The following is a 17294-nucleotide window of genomic DNA, read 5'->3' on the forward strand; positions in this document are numbered from 1 at the left end:
TAGCGCATCCACCATTTATTGATGTTTAATCCAATAATTCCTTTGCTTTTTCTTCCATTTTCTTCGCTGCTTCTTCCGGTGTCATTTCAAGACCAAAGAGCGCTTGGGTTGTATCTTTATGCAATTCACCTAGTTCTGGTTCTAATGTTTGGTCGTACGGCATTTGGATATGCGTAGCGTTTTCTGCAATGTCATAAAATCTCTTTACTAATGGATCTTCTGGTTCAACCCCAGCAACAGCACTTAATGAACCCGTACGTTCTACATAATCATGAGCAACCTCTTTACTCGTTAGAAGCTTAATAAACTCTGTTGCTAGGTCAGGATGTTCACTCTCTGCATAAACCGAGAATACTGGGGATGCAGAGCCACCAACCTGGGTTTGAACACCTTTTCCACCCGGTATTGAAGGAAAGATAAAGAAATCAAGTTTCTCTTCAAAGTCTGGTGCTTCGTCTCTTACGCTATTTAACAACGAAATAGTCATATCCATCATGGCTGCTTGTCCAGAATATAATAATTGTCGACCTTGGCCTTCATCATATGGAACGCCATTAAAACCAGGGTTAAATGCATTGCTTTCTACTAATTTTTGAATATACTCTCCAGCCTGAACATATGCCGGGTCATCAAATCCTTGGCCTGTACGATTATGTGCATTATTAAACAATTCAGGACCACCAATACGAGCTGCAAAATTCATAAGATAATACGCACCTGGCCACTTCGTTTGGTTTGTTAATGCGATTGGAATGATATCATTTTCATTCAAGACATCGATGATTGTAAGCCATTCATCAAACGTTTCTGGAGGTACTAATCCATATTCGTCAAAAATCTCCTTATTATAAAATACAAGGTCGAGCGTTAATCCTATTGGAAGCCCATACACTTTACCATCATATGTGGAGTTATCTAACGTAAGCTGATTAAAATGACCTTCTTCAACGTCGGCAGTAATATCTAGCACATTACCGTTATCGGCAAAGTTCTTAAGCCACCCCCCGCCCCAGCTCTGGAATACATCGGGCACCTCTCCACCAGACATTGCAACAGAAAGCTTCTCCTTAAAGGTGTCATTTGGAATACGCGTTAATTTTACTTTCACACCTGGATTTTCTTCTTCAAACTGTGCTGCCACTTCTTCGAATATTTTTCCTCTTTCGCCTGGCTCAATATGCCAAAACTCAATTGTCTTATCACCAGCTGATTCTCCTTTCGTTTCAGAAGTACCCCCATCACATGCAACTAATAACAAAATTGAACTGACTACAAACAAAAAAAGTAATTTTTTCATTTTATTACCTCCCTTTTCTATTTTTAATATTTAATCATTAACTAGAGATTTTGTTTTCAAATAGTCTAGACTAATTTTGACACTTTCTAATGGCGTGCGTCTGCTTTGATCCTGCTCTATAACCCACCACTCAACATTTGACTTGCTCGCCTGTTTTAGCACGCCATCAAGGTCAACCCCACCAGTTCCAAGTTCTGCAAAAAACTGTTCACCATCAGTTGTCATGTCTTTTAAATGAACTAATGGTGTTCTGTTATGGTAGCGGTTTATCCATTCAACAGGATTCTCCCCTGCTTTTGTTAACCAATAAATATCAAATTCCGTTTGCACCCATTGCGGATTCGTTTCTTCAAGCAATAACTCAAGCGGAAATTTTCCATTTTCTAATTCAATTAATTCGAAATCATGATTGTGATACGAAAAATTGATTCCTTCGTTAAAGCATTGCTCTCCAACTCTATTTAAAATCGGAATTAAATTATAATAATCTTCTTTGGATCTTCTATCAGGCGGAAGAAACGGACAAACAATATTTTTGCTGCCAATAACATGCTGATAGTTAATTATTTTCGCCAACTCTGTTTCATCCTCTAATGTTGTAAGAGGCACGTGGCTAGAAGCTGCTTTTAAACCTAGATTATCTAGCTCTCTTTTCAATTCTTCAGCTGATAGTTCACCATATCCTGCGAACTCAATTCCTTCATATCCCATTTCAGCTACTTTTGATAGAGTTCCTAGAAAATCCTTCTGGCTTTCCTCTCTCAATGAATACATTTGTAAAGCAATTGGTTTATTCGTCATTTCTTCTCTCTCCTTTGTAAATAAATATTTTTTCCCTGAGTTTTCTTCTACCTTGTAATCTTTTAGACTTTAGAGACAGCGTTAATATTAACGGGATAGACCTAATACCTTTATTTATTAATTACACCAACCACTTTCTAGGCACTGGAGACCGACATTGGTGAACTTTTGAGATTATTTTTTCACCAATATATGTAATCGTTTACAATTTCATAATACTATTATTTCGATTTTTGTCAACAGAATTATCTAAATATTCTATTTGATTTATAGATTTCTGAATTATATAGACCGTTTTCGTTTTGATTTCCATAGCAAAATAGAAACAGAGACAGGCTTTATGATTTAAGCCTGTCTCTGTTTCATTTGTATTTTTTGCCAGATAAATAGAAAGAAGGAAGCAAGAGAACCGTCCCTTAAACAAAAATATCTAAAATAAGCACAAAGATAAAGGTTGCAAAGGATAGAATTGTTTCTAGTGCTGTCCAAGTCTTAAATGTTTCTTTAACCGACAAGCCTAGATATTCTTTCACCATCCAGAAACCAGCATCATTAACATGTGAGAACATTAATGAACCGGCTCCAGTAGCAATAACTAGCAACTCTAAATTAACACCAGTCATTCCTGCAATAATTGGCGAAACAATACCAGCAGCTGTCGTTAAAGCAACAGTTGCGGAACCGGTTGCAATTCGGATTAAACCTGCAATGGCAAAGGCCATAATGATAGGAGATAGGTTTAGATCTTGTGACATACTCCCAATGACATCGCCGATACCGCTATCAATTAATACTTGTTTGAATCCGCCGCCAGCTCCAATGATTAAAATAATGGATGCAACCGGAAGTATACATTCATCGACGAATTTTTGAATGATATTTTTATCCATGCCAGTCCGGAAGCCAAGCAGCCAAAAAGCTACGAAAACAGAAATAAGCATGGCAATTATTGGACTACCGATAAATTCAAGAAAACTAATGACACCTTCACTAGCTGGAATATAAGGTGCAAACGTACCGAATAACATTAAGATAACTGGCAGTAAAACAGATAAGAAAGAAACACCAACACTTGGCATTTGTTTATCGTCTCTTTCTTCTACTTTAACTAGTGTTGGTTCGCCTTGCGGAACTATTCTTTTAGAAATCCAGTTTCCAAAAAGTGGTCCACCAATAAGTCCAGCAGGAATGGCGATAATTATAGAATATAAAAGAACTGTACCTAAATTCGCCCCATAAATTCCAATTGCTGCAACTGCTCCTGGATGTGGAGGAACAATTCCATGAACAATAGAAAGTCCGGCAATGGCTGGTAAACCGATACGTAGAATATTTTGCCTTGACGCCTTTGCTATAGAAATAACAAGCGGTAATAGAATTAAAATACCAACTTCAAAGAAAACTGGTATACCAATAATAAATCCAGAGATAAACATTGCCCACGGTAATCTCTTCTCACCAAATACTTTGATAAAATAGTTAGCGATTACAAGTCCGGCACCTGATTCAGCTAACATTTTCCCAAGAATTGTACCAAGTGCGATTATACCGATTAAATGACCAAGAGTATCGCCAACGCCAGTTTCATAGGCGCCTACAATTTCGTCCCATCCCATACCGGAGAAAATCGCTAAGAATAAACTTGCTACTAGTAAACTAATAAAGGCATGCCATTTAAAATAAGAAACACCAATGATGACAATGACAATTGCTAGTAGTGTAATTACTAATAAATAGATATCCATAAACGTAACTCCCCTTAATTAAAACTATTTTAAACTAACTCCCTAGTAATTATATGGAAAAATATTCCATAAGTAAACCTTTTCAAGTTAGGGAATATTGAAACAAAAACATTAAATAAGTGCACCCACTTCGCAGCACTTCCAACCTACCCCACCTCTCCAAACCACCCATACTCCTTCTCAAACACCAACTGAACCGTCCCAGTCAGCCCATTCCGATGCTTCGATATAATAACCTCCATCCGATTCTTCTGCTTAGGATTATTTTCATAGTAATCCGCACGATGTAGAAAGAAAATGACGTCCGCATCCTGTTCAATATTGCCCGACTCGTGTAGATTAGACATAAGTGGGCGCTTATTCTGCCGTGACTCAACATTTCTTGATAGCTGAGAGATTAATAGAATTGGTATATTCAATTCAATCGCAAGCATCTTCAGCTCACGTGTTATTTCCCCTACTTCGAGGTCTCGTCGATCTCGCTGTTTTGCTGGCGTGATTAATTGCAGATAATCAATGATGACAAGGTGATTGCCATCTGGGGCATCATGGATCCTTTTACGGATAGCTGCTCGTATTTCAAGTATCGTTCGCTTCTTGTCATAGACATCAAGATTCCAATTGGATATTACACCAATCGCCCTGACTGCCCGCTGGTAATCTTCCTCGGTAAATGCGGTTGTTCGCCACTTCCTGCAATTGATTGCACCTTCAGCAGATAGCATCCGCTGCAATAATTGTTTTGTTCCCATCTCCAGACTAAAAACCTGAGCCGATCCACCTTGCTTGCAATGCCCTGCTGCTAGATTAAGTGCAAATGCCGTCTTGCCAACGGATGGTCTAGCTGCAACAACCAGCAGATCTCCGCGCTGCAGGCCACCAGTCATATTATCCAGTTCCTCATATGACGTGATGCATCCCTGCTGCACATGCGCTCGCCCATTTGCTCCACGTTTATAATGGATAAGTCCAAAACTCACAAGTATTTCCCGCGCCTCAGATATACGCTGTTTTGATAGCCCTCCGTATTGTTGGACTAAAGCATTCGGGGCATTAAATCGACGTTTCCATCCAACCATATTGTTAATCAACATTAAAGTGTGCCATAAGAGAATTGCTTTTGACGGTAGTTCATTGAATGCTAAGTAATCTTTGAATGCATTTAATTGTTTGATGTAGTTCATCTTGAAAATCCCCTTTCTTTTTTTGTAGCAATGTTTTTCTTAGCTCCGCTTCGATTGTTCCTCAATCCAAGTATCAACTACTTCCTGTGAAAAGAGAATCTTACTGCGAAGGCGAAAATGTGGAATCTCGTTCGATCGTGCCATTTTATAAACAGTGTCCAGATGCACTCCGAGATACGACGCCATTTCCTTCACCGTCATCGTCTTTCTTTCCATATAAAAAACACCTCCTTTTTGTTCTTTCATATCTATAATCGAAATGAAAGTGTAAAAGGGGGTGTTTTGGGTTGGATTATTTTTAATTATTTTTAATGGTATTAAATTCTTCAAGTACCAATGCATCATCAAGTGGAAATCTTAAATCGGCTTGAATTCACTCTATTGCCTCACTATTAACCATCCACTCCATTCACAATATAATGATATAGCTTACTATCAATCGGCTGTTCCATCACCATATTCATATGTACAACTGGAATTTCCTTACCTTTTTTATCCTTCATCTTATCTTGTTCAACAGTCTGTTTATCAGGAATTGCTTCTCCTAAATAATAAAAACCACTACCTTCATCATCATCCTTTTTCATAAAGATGTGAATATCACTGTTGTTTTCTTCTGCATTAATTATTTTCTCAACCTCTCCTGACTCCAAGGTTCTGTTACTTCTCGTATACCATTTAAGAATTTCTGGACTGATAAATTCATCGCCATAGTCTACACTTGCTTCTACCTCATCATTTTTATGATAGGTAACAAATATAGGGCATGTTTGGTGTTTTGGCTTGTAGCCGTACATCGTTGAACTTTCGTCATTATGCCAGTTCAACAGCTTACAAGCATCTTTTCTGGAATACTTCTCATAAAGTGTTAGTGGCTTATTCGATTGATAGGCTTTGCTCTTTTTCATTGCACTTTGTAGGACATCATTCACTAAATGCTTGAAGTAGGGATTTGAATTTAGATTTTCTCGTATTTCATCATTAAACGAGACGTGCTTATTATCGTCAAGCCAGATTACACTTGGCTTGCCTCCATATTTTCCCTGATCCGCTTGCGTAAAAAATGATAAATCGAGAACACGATGTACCGAGTTTAATGTAGCATCATCTACTAGACAACCCGATTTCTTTAATTCCTCGAGATAATCCGCATAATTCACTTTTTCATTTTGTAATAACAAATTTAGTAAAATGATTTCATGTTTTCTTTTTCCATCTAATATTTCTAATGAAAGCATTGTTAGCACACTATTTTCGTATACATTCAATGTAGGAATTTCTTCTTTCATTTTTAACAAAAATTGATAATAGTTCTTATATTTATCTGCAATAACAACTGGATCAATAGAATGATTCTTTACAAAGTCATAAAAATATGGAATCTTACCAATTCTATTTTTCAATTCAACATACGCATCTTTTAAAATCTTCATTGCTGTTAAATTACTATTATTGATAGATTTAAAGATTTGTTTTTTAGCAATTTCCTCAAAGTTTACTGTTGAAACTCCTTTTATATAGCTAGTTTCTGTGGTGTGTCTGCGGATATTATCTTTGTTCTGTGACTTATCACCTGATAATGCTACCGGAATTAAATAGTTGTTTTTATAGTTACCAATAAAATCAATAATCGTAACAAAATCTTTTGTATCATGCTTACGGAGTCCCCGTCCTAGTTGTTGAATAAAAATGATACTTGATTGTGTCTGTCTTAACATAACAACTTGATTTATGCTTGGGATATCTATTCCTTCATTGAAAATATCCACTGTTAAAATGTAATCGATCGCGCCATTTTCTAGTCTATCTACTTGATGTATTCTCTCTTCCTGTGAATGATCACCAGTTAATGCAACGGTACGGAGGCCTCTTTCATTTAACGCTGCAGATAGTTTTATCGCTTCTTCCTTTCTACTACAGAACATCAATCCTCGTACACTACCACCCGAAAATCCGTAGTAATTAATCTTATCGATGATATGGCTAACACGTTCTTCCGTAACTAGGTTTGACAAAATAGTTGCATCGTCAATAATCTCCCCATCATATTCCAAATCTGTCACACCAAAATAATGGAAAGGACAAAGCATATCCTCCTCCAACGCTTCTTGCAAACGAATCTCATAAGCAATATGATAATCAAATAGCTCATAAATATTAAAATCATCTGTACGTTCTGGAGTAGCGGTCATCCCCATTAAAAATTTGGGCTTGAAGTAATTAATTACATTAAGATATGATTTGGCACCAGCTTTATGGACCTCATCAATAAGAATATAATCGAATTCCTGTGGATCGAACTGACTTAGCGTCTCTTGCTTAGAGATCGTTTGTATTGTAGCAAATAAATACCTAGCATTGGTTTGCTTGTTAGAGCCTGATAAAACTCCGAAATCTTTCGTTTGACCTCCCATTATTCGTTGGAAGTCTGACTTTGCTTTATTAAGTATTTGCTCACGATGAACAATAAATAGCATTTTCTTAGGAGCAAATCTCCTTACGTCAAATGCTGAAAGATACGTTTTTCCTGTTCCAGTCGCTGAAATAACCAACCCTTTATCGTGACCAGCATCTCGAACGGCTTGAATTTGTTTTAGTGCTGCTTGCTGCATTTTATTTGGCTTAATTTGTAGTGCTTCCTCGAGAGGATTAGCATTATATTGTGCAGGTAATTCTATTACCTTTTCTGTTTTATTAAATTCTCCAGGCGTATATGTACTTTCATATTTGGAAATCCACGCGTCGGTTAACGGTTGTGCTTCTTTCCAAACCTCTTCAAATTGACTATTAAAATGATGAATTACCTCACCATCTTCATGAGAAGTAAGTTTTACATTCCATTCATGATTTACCTTCAGTGCATGTGCAGTTAAATTTGAACTTCCAACAATCAAAGAGTAATAGTCTTCATGACCAAATATATAACCCTTTGAATGAAATCCTTCTATATCCGTCAATCTCACTTCGACATTCGTAATCTTCAATAATTCTTTAAACACTTTAGGCTGATTAAAATTTAGAAAGGTAGACGTTAAGATACGTCCATTTATTCCTTTTCTTTTGAGATCTAGTAAATATGATTTAAGTGTTGCGAGTCCGCTTTCTGTAATAAAAGCAACAGAGAAGATAAAAGAGTTACAGCTCTCTAGTTCTTCGAGTATTGAGGTTAGAACGTTTTCATTTTGTCTAGGATTATTTACTAAAAGCTTAGGTGTGTACCTGCTTGATTTAGCATGCTTTTTATCAATAAATCCTTTATGTAACGATGTCTTTAAATTTTGTATAAAATCCTCCATAATAACCACCATTCATTACTATCTTAATAGGATAATTTTACTACTTTATCTACTTAACCGCAAATACATTTTAAAATATTCAAAAAGCTATTCATGATTTATGAATAGCTTTGAAAATTATTATAAGGAATATTCATTTGCTAACTTCTCAATAGCTGGTACGTCTGCAGGCGCCCAATCCAAGTATTCAAGTTCATTTGGCGCTAACCATCTTATTTCTGCATGCTCTGTTAATACAGGTTCACCCTCAATAAGTTTACATATATATGTAGTTAAATGGACAATACCAAAGTCATATTCATAAACCGTATGGTCGACCTTTTCACCAATTTCTATTTTACAATGCATTTCTTCATCTATTTCTCTCTTTAATGCTTCTTGCGGTGTTTCGCCTGTTTCAATTTTTCCACCAGGAAATTCCCATTTGTATGGTAACGATTTATCTGGACCTCTTTGGGCACATAGTATTTTTCCATTTTTAATGATTACCGCCCCTACAACATGTATATATTTCTTCATTTGTATCCTCCTTGTGATAAAATTAGCTTTTACTTTTTAGTATTATTAATACTATTATAGATGAGCCCTACTTTAGTGCAATTATATCACTGTTCTCTTCTACCCGCTCTTTCATGACTAGTCACATAAACCATTCCCGGAAGCAATACAACCGCAACAACAACCAGCACAATCACCATCGTGTCCATATTCCCATCATTCATTCCAGTTGCAAATGCCAGACCATAAATGCTGGATGCCAGGATATTCCCTATAAACCTTGATGTCATCAGGAGGCCCGAAGCAATTCCGCTTTCCGATGCATGGATGAAAGAATACAACAGGTTTTGTAATCCAATATTTTGGACACCGTTGCTGATTCCAAAAATAGCTAACACGACTGCAACCCAATATAACGGAGAATCATATTGAATCGTAAATAACAGGGAAACGCCAATTAACCCTGTAAGCCCACTGAATAGTAAAGGAATTCGGAATCCTGCTTTTTCCATCCATCTTGTAGCAATAGGTGTTGTTACCATAGCAAAGATGGATAAGGAAAGCATGGTAAGACCAGCAGAATCTGAACCTACCCCAATTATACTTTGCAGATACGTAGGCAGACTCAATAAGATAGCAAAGAAAATCACTGTTGATAAAATATATTGAGCATAAATCACAGTGATATTCGAATTTTTCTGGAAGAAGTTCACATTAATAAATGGATCTTCTTTCTTCTTTTCAAATACAAGAAACAGGACAGTAAGCACAATAGCAAGAAGGAATGTGCCAATTTGCAGACCATCTTCAAGTGATAGTAAAAACACCATCCAGTACGTGATGAGTAAGCTGAATAAAATAATGCCGCCGACATCCAATTTGTATTTTTTCGCAGTATTTTTCTCATCCTTTGGTATAAATAAAATAGCTAAGACAATACCAACTGCGAGAACTGGCAGATTAACATAAAAGATCACTGGCCAACCGCCAAACTGGATCAATAAACCACTAATCGTTGGCCCAAATGCAGCAGATGTTGTTGCGAACACAGACAATGTGCCAATAACCCGGTTTTGTTTGTTTTGGATCGTATTTCGGATAATCCCTATTCCGGCTGGTAAAAGTGCGGATGTTCCAATCGCCTGGATGCCACGCATCGCAAGCAATACAGGCATATTCGGAGATAATGGTGCCAGAATGGATGATATGACAACCAAAGTCATTCCAATTAAATAAATGTTTTTCCGGCCATAGGTATCGCTTAATTTACCTATCAGCGGTGTAAAAATTGCACTAATAATGAAATAAGATGCGATAAGCCAGGAAATATCCGTTGTATTCAGTTGAAATTCCTTCTGTATCGATGGTAAAGCAACTGTGATCATCGTTGTATTTAATGGGTTCAATATAACGCCTAGTGCAATGGCCAATATAATCCATTTATCTTGTTTATTATTTCCATTGATCATTCTGTTTTCTCCTCAATTCATTTACTCGGTGATTATGTACTTCCCATCATTTTAACACAACGGGCAATCAACATCTTATGCTTGCGTTTTGTTCGTAGTGACGCATTCAATTGAAGATAATCACCATATACTTCCACTATAAGTTCAATAACCCCCGTCAATAGAACCAGGTCTAATTCACCATAATATTTTAAATATTATTAATACTAGCATCATACTTCCTTAACATTTGAAGATTATCATTATAATAGAAATACTGATTTACATTTTAGGAGGAAATTGTTAATGGACAAGAAAAAGCTAGTCATCCCAGTTTTAAGCGCAGCACTATTATTCCCATCTGCAGTAAACGTATTTGCACAGCCAAATAAACCGCTAGAAGTTGAAAAGGTTGAATTTGTTGGTATGGAGGCGCCTAAAACACAAGAAGAAAAATCAACCATGTATACACACGCTAAAGCTCTTGTTACATTATCAGATGGAACCGAAAAAACGGTTGAATTAGACTATCATTCTTTAGCTAAACCTGGTGAAGTCATTAATGGAAAAATTGTTGGAGGTGCCGTAGATGTCAATGGTAATCCAATTAGACATGCTGATGGCAGTCCAATTTATTCTACTGCTCCAGATATGAATTCCCTTTTGAGTGTAAACGGAAAGAGTGGAAAATTATTTTTGATTAACCATTTTGAAAGCATGCCAAAAAATGAAATTGGTGAAATGCCAAAGGCCGTTTACTTAAATACAGTCACACAAGATAAGAAAACAGGCGAATTGAAGATTACAGATATTGCAGCCGTTGATTTTTCTCGCGATGGTGGTGTTTGGACACCTTGTGCGGGTGTACTATCCCCATGGAATACCCATTTAGGAAGTGAAGAATACGAACCAGATGCACGTGCACATGAAAAGAATCCGAAAAATTCTAAAGTGACTCAGTTTGCACGTAACTATTACCAAGATGCAAATGCTGTAGGAAACCCATACCTTTACGGACACACTACTGAAATTACAGTTTCCCCGAATGGTAAGGCTGATGCCGTGAAGCATTATAGCATGGGGCGTTTATCCTTTGAAAATGTTGCGGTTGCTCCAGATAATCGCACAGTATTTTACGGTGATGATGGTGGATATGTTATGCCATTCATGTATATCGCTGACAAAGCTGGTGATTTATCAGCTGGTACCTTATATGCTGCTAAATTTAATCAAACCAGTGCCGAAAATGGAGGCGCCGGCGAATTAGAATGGATTGAATTAGGATCTGCAACGGATGAAGAAGTGAAGGATCTTGCCGAAAATCTAACCTTCAGCGACATTTTTGAAACAACAGACGATTACGCTTATGCAGAGGCAAACGGATTCTCTCATATTAAAACAACAAATGGCGAGGAATACCTAAAAGTGAAACCTGGTATGGAAAAAGCAGCGGCATTCCTGGAATCCCGTCGTTATGGTGCCATGCTTGGTGCAACGTCTGAGTTTAATAAAATGGAAACTCTAACGTTCAACAAAGCTGATAACAAGATTTATATGGCAATGTCTTATATAGAGGGCGGAATGTTAGAAAATCCAAATGATCCTGTAGATGATATTCACTTACCTAAATTGAGCGCGGGGACAATTTACCAAATGAATATTGCAGATAACCAAAAGGATAGTAATGGCAACACGATTAATAGTGATTATGTTGTTACCGACATGCAAGGGATGCTGAACGGTGAAGATCTCTCTGTTCCTGATGCTGACGGAAATACAGCACATCCTGATAAGATAGCTAATCCGGACAATATTGTATTCGATGAGGAATTAAGAACACTATTTATCGCAGAAGATAGCGGCATGCATACGAATAACTTTGGCTGGGCTTATAATATCGATACGAAACAATTGGATCGAATTATTTCCGCTCCAGATGGCGGTGAAGTAACCGGACTGCAAGCCATAAACGATTTAAATGGGGAAAATTACCTTATGATTAGTTCCCAAAATCCTGGAAACATTGGCTATATTGATCTGCCAAATGTTGGTGAGAAAATAAAACCTGGTAAGAACAAATAACTATTTTTTTCATATGTAAGTACGAATTGACGTAAAGGATTGTACTGCACCTCAGAAGTTAGAGTAACAAATCTAACTTTTGAGGTGTTTATTTATGGCCAAATAAAGTTATAAATTAAGAGAAATTCGGTGCTGGAAGAATTGCTGATATTTGGAATGTAATACTGAATTTGACTATCAAAAAAAGGAAAATAAGCAGTTGGACATTCTAATCATTCTTTCTCGAGTAAACAACTTACTATTTATAATACAGTTCACCACTCCTTTCCAGTCATACAACGTTCTTCTATCTATCCAATGTAGACCAATCTGCTAAAGATAACCGACCAACAATATCATAACCATTTCCTACCCCTTTAGGCTTTACAATAACTGTCCCCATATAAGGTATTTGCCCTAGGCCTACTCCTTCGGGGAAACCGTGAGCAACTATAACCTTATTCCTACCCTCTCCTGGGGGTTGTTCTAAAATAGAATCAAGGTGATTCAAAGTTGCTTGTTTATCACTACTAGGTATATTACCACTCAACCTGTCTATCTCAGCCCAAAATGGATTAACTTGAACATTGCCATTTCCAAATGCTAACTGCGCTGTTTCAATGGTCCTGCAAAAAGGACTTACAGAAACAGGGTATTCAATCGGAATTTGTAAGTATCGAATGATTTCCCCATAGTAAGTAGCCTGCCTCCGTCCATAATCAGAAAGATTTCTTTGGGTTAGACAGTCTTGAAAGTTTAAATAGGGTGAATCACTTCCAACATTTGCTTCCCCGTGCCTTGAATAGAATATAAACCCACCTTTTTTAAGTGAATTAAGTAATGATCCGTTCAACTCAACCTTCCCCTCTCATGTAAACATCTAACAATACTGCTAATGTATGTATGTTATTTACTAACTGTTAAAAGCATTATTTTATCGCACTGTAACGGATTTTCTAGCTCAGAAATGCTATAATCCCATTGGTTATCGAGGCTACATGTAGAGGCATTTTTTCAATATGCAATGATAGCTAAGACTGGATAGATTACACATTGTTTTGAATTGGTTAAAGTATTAAAGTGATAGGGTAAGTATCTTTCTAATATAAAGTATTAAAAAGAACCATCCAAATCGTTGTCTCATCAACGTTTAGATGGTCCTTTTCATAAGTATGTTAATAGATAAAGAGAAAAATCCTGTCCCTATTTTTTCAACAACTGCTTCGCCAACTGCCGATCTTCCTTATCCTTAGTCTTATCTGCAATATCCTTAATAGCTCTCTGCATAGCAGGCTCCTGCGCAAACGACGGCGACCACTCTGTTAGTACACTTAGCGCATGATACTGTAATCCACCATTTTCCGATTTAAGTGCAGCTTCAATCAATGAAACTCCCACTCCCTCATGCTCGTATAAATCCTGAACAATACATTGCAGACAATCCTGTTCATCCTCTGAAAGACTTGTTAACGATAAATGTGTTTCTGCAAATGCACATAGCTTCTGAATATGCTGACGATCATTCGTCTCCATAACCGCAGAATACAGTGCAATGTTTGTCGGATATTTCTCCAGCAAATCGAATAAATTCTGTATGATGTCTAACTGATAAAATTGAGCAATTTCAAGTGCTTTAATATTGCCATCCTGCTTCAGTGCATCCATCGCAAGCTGCGGCCATTTAGGGTCATTTATAAAGGCTTGAATTGCTTCCTGAATCGCAGTGCGTTCATGTTCTTTCCATTGCTCATTAAACCGCTCTTCCCAAATTTCTTCTTCGTCATTGATAAATTCACTTATTTTCATAAGGGCATAGAAATCTTCAAGTGTGGGTTTACAGTGCGTATGAGCATGGTATACGAAGCGTGAAAGAACTGCACCTGCATCCGAATACTCTTCGATGCCCTCGGGAGCATTCTCACTTAGCAGCGCTTCGATGATACGACTCGCTCCATCATACAGCTCTTTTGAAATCGTTTTTTCGTATAGCGCTACGTCGAGCTCTCCATTTACGGCACATGTATAGGCTAAATATTCATTCATAATTGTATTACTGCATCCTTCTGTCAGTAACCAATGCTTTATTTCCGGTGTCGGTGCTTCCAGTTGTTCAACAGCAGCTATTTTCCCCCAGCCATGAAGTGCTTGCGCAAGTCGCCAAATTTCGTTGTTTGCTTGAGTTGTGCCGTTTTTCAATGCAAAGATAACATAAGCTGTAAATTCTTCATGCATCCCCAATGTGAATAATAATTCTTTATATTTTTCGCAATCCGTACAACCAAGTACAGTTATAGCAAATTTTACAACCTCTCGATGTGCTGCATGCTCTAGCAGCCATAATGCTTCTTGCTGTACAAGGGATTCATCCAGCCCAGCTTGTGAGAATCGTTCAATAAATTCATCACGGTAGCTGACGATATTATCAGACATGATTTTTTCGTATGTGCGTTTCCTAGTATTTGTCGCAGGATCATTGATTTGTTCTTCAAAAAGCTTCAGCAGCTTTTTCGCATAGAATGGAAAAGGTGTGTCATCTGTAAAACTATCAGATAAACCTGCAGCCATCCGTGGGTGATTTTCATCATATAAAAATTCCTCATCTGGTAAGCGATCATCTACTATTTTATTATGTGTTTCCATTTGCTTCCTGATAAAGGGAACAATCTTTTCTTTATGCTCCCATGGAATTATTTCCAGCTTGAATGATTCCTCCAAAATCGTTTCATTACCGACTTTTACAATACAATTTACTTGTTTATAACCGCCAATTTTAACGGAGATTTTACGCTTGGTGCCATCCTCCAGCTCAAGCATCCCCGATAACTTTGAATACGGTATAAGATGTGAAAGTATATATTTTCGTTTATTCCGATCAACTGTTATCCCATCAATGATAAGTTGCTCTTCTTTTATCTTGTTTACGATTTCAATACGATGCCCTTTATAATCAATCTCCCACGTTCTATCTACTTCCTTTTCTACATCTTTCATCACATTGCGCATTTCACGTTTAAATTCATCTTTAAAACCCATGAGGTCCTCCTAAAAGTATCGATGGAATACAGTATTTCTTCTTCTTATTATCGTTTCTGATTCCTTCTGTGAATTGGTATTTTTTTAAAAATTTATAATTTCAATATATAATAATACAATATATTTCCAGGAAGTATAGCCTTTATTGGAAAAAATAAGTTAATTATCTACTCTTTGCGAACTCATTAACTTTACATGCAAAAAAAGGCGCTGAGAAACTCAGCGCCCAACAATATCCTTAACTATTTACGACTTAACTTATATACTCTTGCTTCATATGGCTTTAACGTAAATTCGCTAACACTTTCCATTAAATCTACCTCATAATTGGAGAGGCATAGCTCATACGAAAGACTCTTAAGATTTGATGGCATGCTGAACGTTGCTTCTTCAGCAAAAAGGTTCGTGATTACTAGCATCATGTCATCATCCTGTGTCCTTGTATAGGCATAGATCTTTTCATGTTTAGGCAAAATTAAACTATAATGCCCATAAACCATTACATTGTGTTGCTTTCTTAGCTTAATCAGCTTTTTATAGTAAGTATAAACGGAATCTGGGTCTTGCAATGCATCTGCTACATTAATATTCTTGTAATTTGGATTCGTTTTTATCCATGGTGTTCCTGTTGTGAATCCTGCATTTTTCCCGTTATTCCACTGCATTGGAGTTCTCGAATTATCCCGTCCATTTTTCCAGATAATCTCCATGATTTCCTGATGCGTTTTGCCAGCTTCTGTTTCATTTTGATATAGATTTTTTGATGATACATCTCGATAATCATCAATTGAATCGAATTGAACATTCGTCATGCCTATTTCCTGTCCTTGATAAATAAAAGGAGTACCCTGCATTAGGAAGTACATCGTCGTTAAGCATTTTGCAGATTCAACTCTATATTTATCATCATCTGCCCAAGACGAAACAGAACGGGGTTGGTCATGATTTTCAAGGAATAGGGCATTCCAGCCAACGCCATCAAGCCCGTTTTGCCATTTTGTCAGCGTTTCTTTTAATGAATGAATATCGAGGCCACCTGTGCTGCTTTTACCCCAAAGATCAAGATGCTCGAATTGGAAGACCATATTAAATTTCCCTTTTTCTTCGCCTACCCATTCATCTGCTTCTTTTACACTTACACCATTCGCTTCCCCAACGGTCATAATATCGTATTTATCAAATGTTTCCTTTTTCAGTTCTTCCAAAAATTCTTGAATACCATCCTGATTCATATGTCCATCAAAGGATGACACATACTTTAGTTTTTTCGGATTTGGTAAGTCTGGTAAATTAGGAGCCTTTTTAATATGGGAGATTGCATCGACACGGAAGCCATCAATCCCTTTATCCAGCCACCAATTAACCATTTCATATAAATCCTTGCGTACAAGTGGGTTCTCCCAATTTAAATCTGGCTGCTTTCTTGAGAAGACATGCAGAAAGTATTCATCTGTTTTCTCGTCATATTCCCAGGCAGATCCGCCGAAGATGGATTCCCAGTTATTCGGTTCCTTCCCGTTCTTTCCTGGACGCCAAATATAGTAATCACGATATGGATTATTTTTAGAGGATTTCGACTCAATGAACCATGGATGCTCATCAGACGTATGGTTAATCACAAGGTCCATAATCAGCTTCATCCCACGGGCATGTGTTTCCTCTAATAACTCATTAAAGTCATCCATTGTCCCAAATTCGCTCATAATGTCTTTATAGTCGCTAATATCATATCCATTATCATCATTTGGTGATTTATAGATAGGACTAATCCATATTACATCGATGCCAAGCTCTTTTATATAATCCAGCTTGGAAATGATGCCTTGAATATCTCCAATCCCATCTCCGTTCGAATCCATAAAGCTTCGTGGATAAACTTGATATGCTACCGCTTCTTTCCACCATTTTCTTTCCATTTATTTTCCTCCTTG

General features: G+C 37.1%; 12 protein-coding genes. 1 reads left to right on the plus strand and 11 read right to left on the minus strand.

Going from position 1 to position 17294, the window contains the following annotated elements; translation table 11 throughout:
* Nucleotides 1-25: 25 nt before the first annotated feature.
* The 8 genes from CWR45_RS13930 to CWR45_RS13965 all read right to left on the minus strand — a co-directional run bounded on the left by CWR45_RS13930 (nt 26) and on the right by CWR45_RS13965 (nt 10290).
* A complete protein-coding gene (locus CWR45_RS13930; RefSeq protein WP_115750467.1) occupies nt 26-1297 on the minus strand; it encodes an ABC transporter substrate-binding protein in 1272 nt (423 codons plus the stop codon).
* 30 nt (nt 1298-1327) lie between these two features.
* Entirely contained in the window at nt 1328-2098 is a 771-nt protein-coding gene (locus CWR45_RS13935; protein ID WP_115750468.1) for a sugar phosphate isomerase/epimerase family protein, read from the minus strand.
* A 416-nt stretch (nt 2099-2514) separates the two neighbouring features.
* A complete protein-coding gene (locus tag CWR45_RS13940) occupies nt 2515-3843 on the minus strand; it encodes a GntT/GntP/DsdX family permease (RefSeq protein WP_115750469.1) in 1329 nt (442 codons plus the stop codon).
* 146 nt (nt 3844-3989) lie between these two features.
* Nucleotides 3990-5027, minus strand: coding sequence for a DnaB helicase C-terminal domain-containing protein (locus CWR45_RS13945; protein WP_115750470.1), 1038 nt, complete (start codon nt 5025-5027; stop codon nt 3990-3992).
* Between the two features lie 39 nt (nt 5028-5066).
* The gene (locus CWR45_RS13950) at nt 5067-5243 is read right to left on the minus strand and encodes a helix-turn-helix domain-containing protein (protein WP_115750471.1); all 177 of its coding nucleotides are present in this window, start codon (nt 5241-5243) and stop codon (nt 5067-5069) included.
* A 176-nt stretch (nt 5244-5419) separates the two neighbouring features.
* Nucleotides 5420-8323 (minus strand): DEAD/DEAH box helicase, encoded by a 2904-nt coding sequence (locus CWR45_RS13955; protein WP_115750472.1) that lies wholly within the window; start codon nt 8321-8323, stop codon nt 5420-5422.
* A 120-nt stretch (nt 8324-8443) separates the two neighbouring features.
* Nucleotides 8444-8842 (minus strand): (deoxy)nucleoside triphosphate pyrophosphohydrolase, encoded by a 399-nt coding sequence (locus tag CWR45_RS13960; RefSeq protein WP_115750473.1) that lies wholly within the window; start codon nt 8840-8842, stop codon nt 8444-8446.
* A gap of 86 nt (nt 8843-8928) precedes the next feature.
* Entirely contained in the window at nt 8929-10290 is a 1362-nt protein-coding gene (locus CWR45_RS13965; RefSeq protein ID WP_115750474.1) for an MFS transporter, read from the minus strand.
* 285 nt (nt 10291-10575) lie between these two features.
* On the opposite strand from CWR45_RS13965, the gene CWR45_RS13970 reads away from it, so the two are divergent.
* Nucleotides 10576-12351 (plus strand): PhoX family protein, encoded by a 1776-nt coding sequence (locus tag CWR45_RS13970; RefSeq protein ID WP_115750475.1) that lies wholly within the window; start codon nt 10576-10578, stop codon nt 12349-12351.
* A gap of 286 nt (nt 12352-12637) precedes the next feature.
* On the opposite strand, the gene CWR45_RS13975 is transcribed toward CWR45_RS13970, so the two are convergent.
* The 3 genes from CWR45_RS13975 to CWR45_RS13985 all read right to left on the minus strand — a co-directional run bounded on the left by CWR45_RS13975 (nt 12638) and on the right by CWR45_RS13985 (nt 17279).
* Nucleotides 12638-13183 (minus strand): histidine phosphatase family protein, encoded by a 546-nt coding sequence (locus tag CWR45_RS13975; RefSeq protein ID WP_115750476.1) that lies wholly within the window; start codon nt 13181-13183, stop codon nt 12638-12640.
* 350 nt (nt 13184-13533) lie between these two features.
* Nucleotides 13534-15363, minus strand: a complete 1830-nt coding sequence (locus CWR45_RS13980) for a hypothetical protein (protein WP_115750477.1) — start codon at nt 15361-15363, stop codon at nt 13534-13536.
* A 242-nt stretch (nt 15364-15605) separates the two neighbouring features.
* Entirely contained in the window at nt 15606-17279 is a 1674-nt protein-coding gene (locus tag CWR45_RS13985) for a glycoside hydrolase family 13 protein (protein ID WP_115750478.1), read from the minus strand.
* Between the last annotated feature and the right edge of the window lie 15 nt (nt 17280-17294).

It is taken from the genome of Oceanobacillus chungangensis, from assembly GCF_003369565.1.
GTDB classification, from domain to species: domain Bacteria; phylum Bacillota; class Bacilli; order Bacillales; family Amphibacillaceae; genus Oceanobacillus; species Oceanobacillus chungangensis.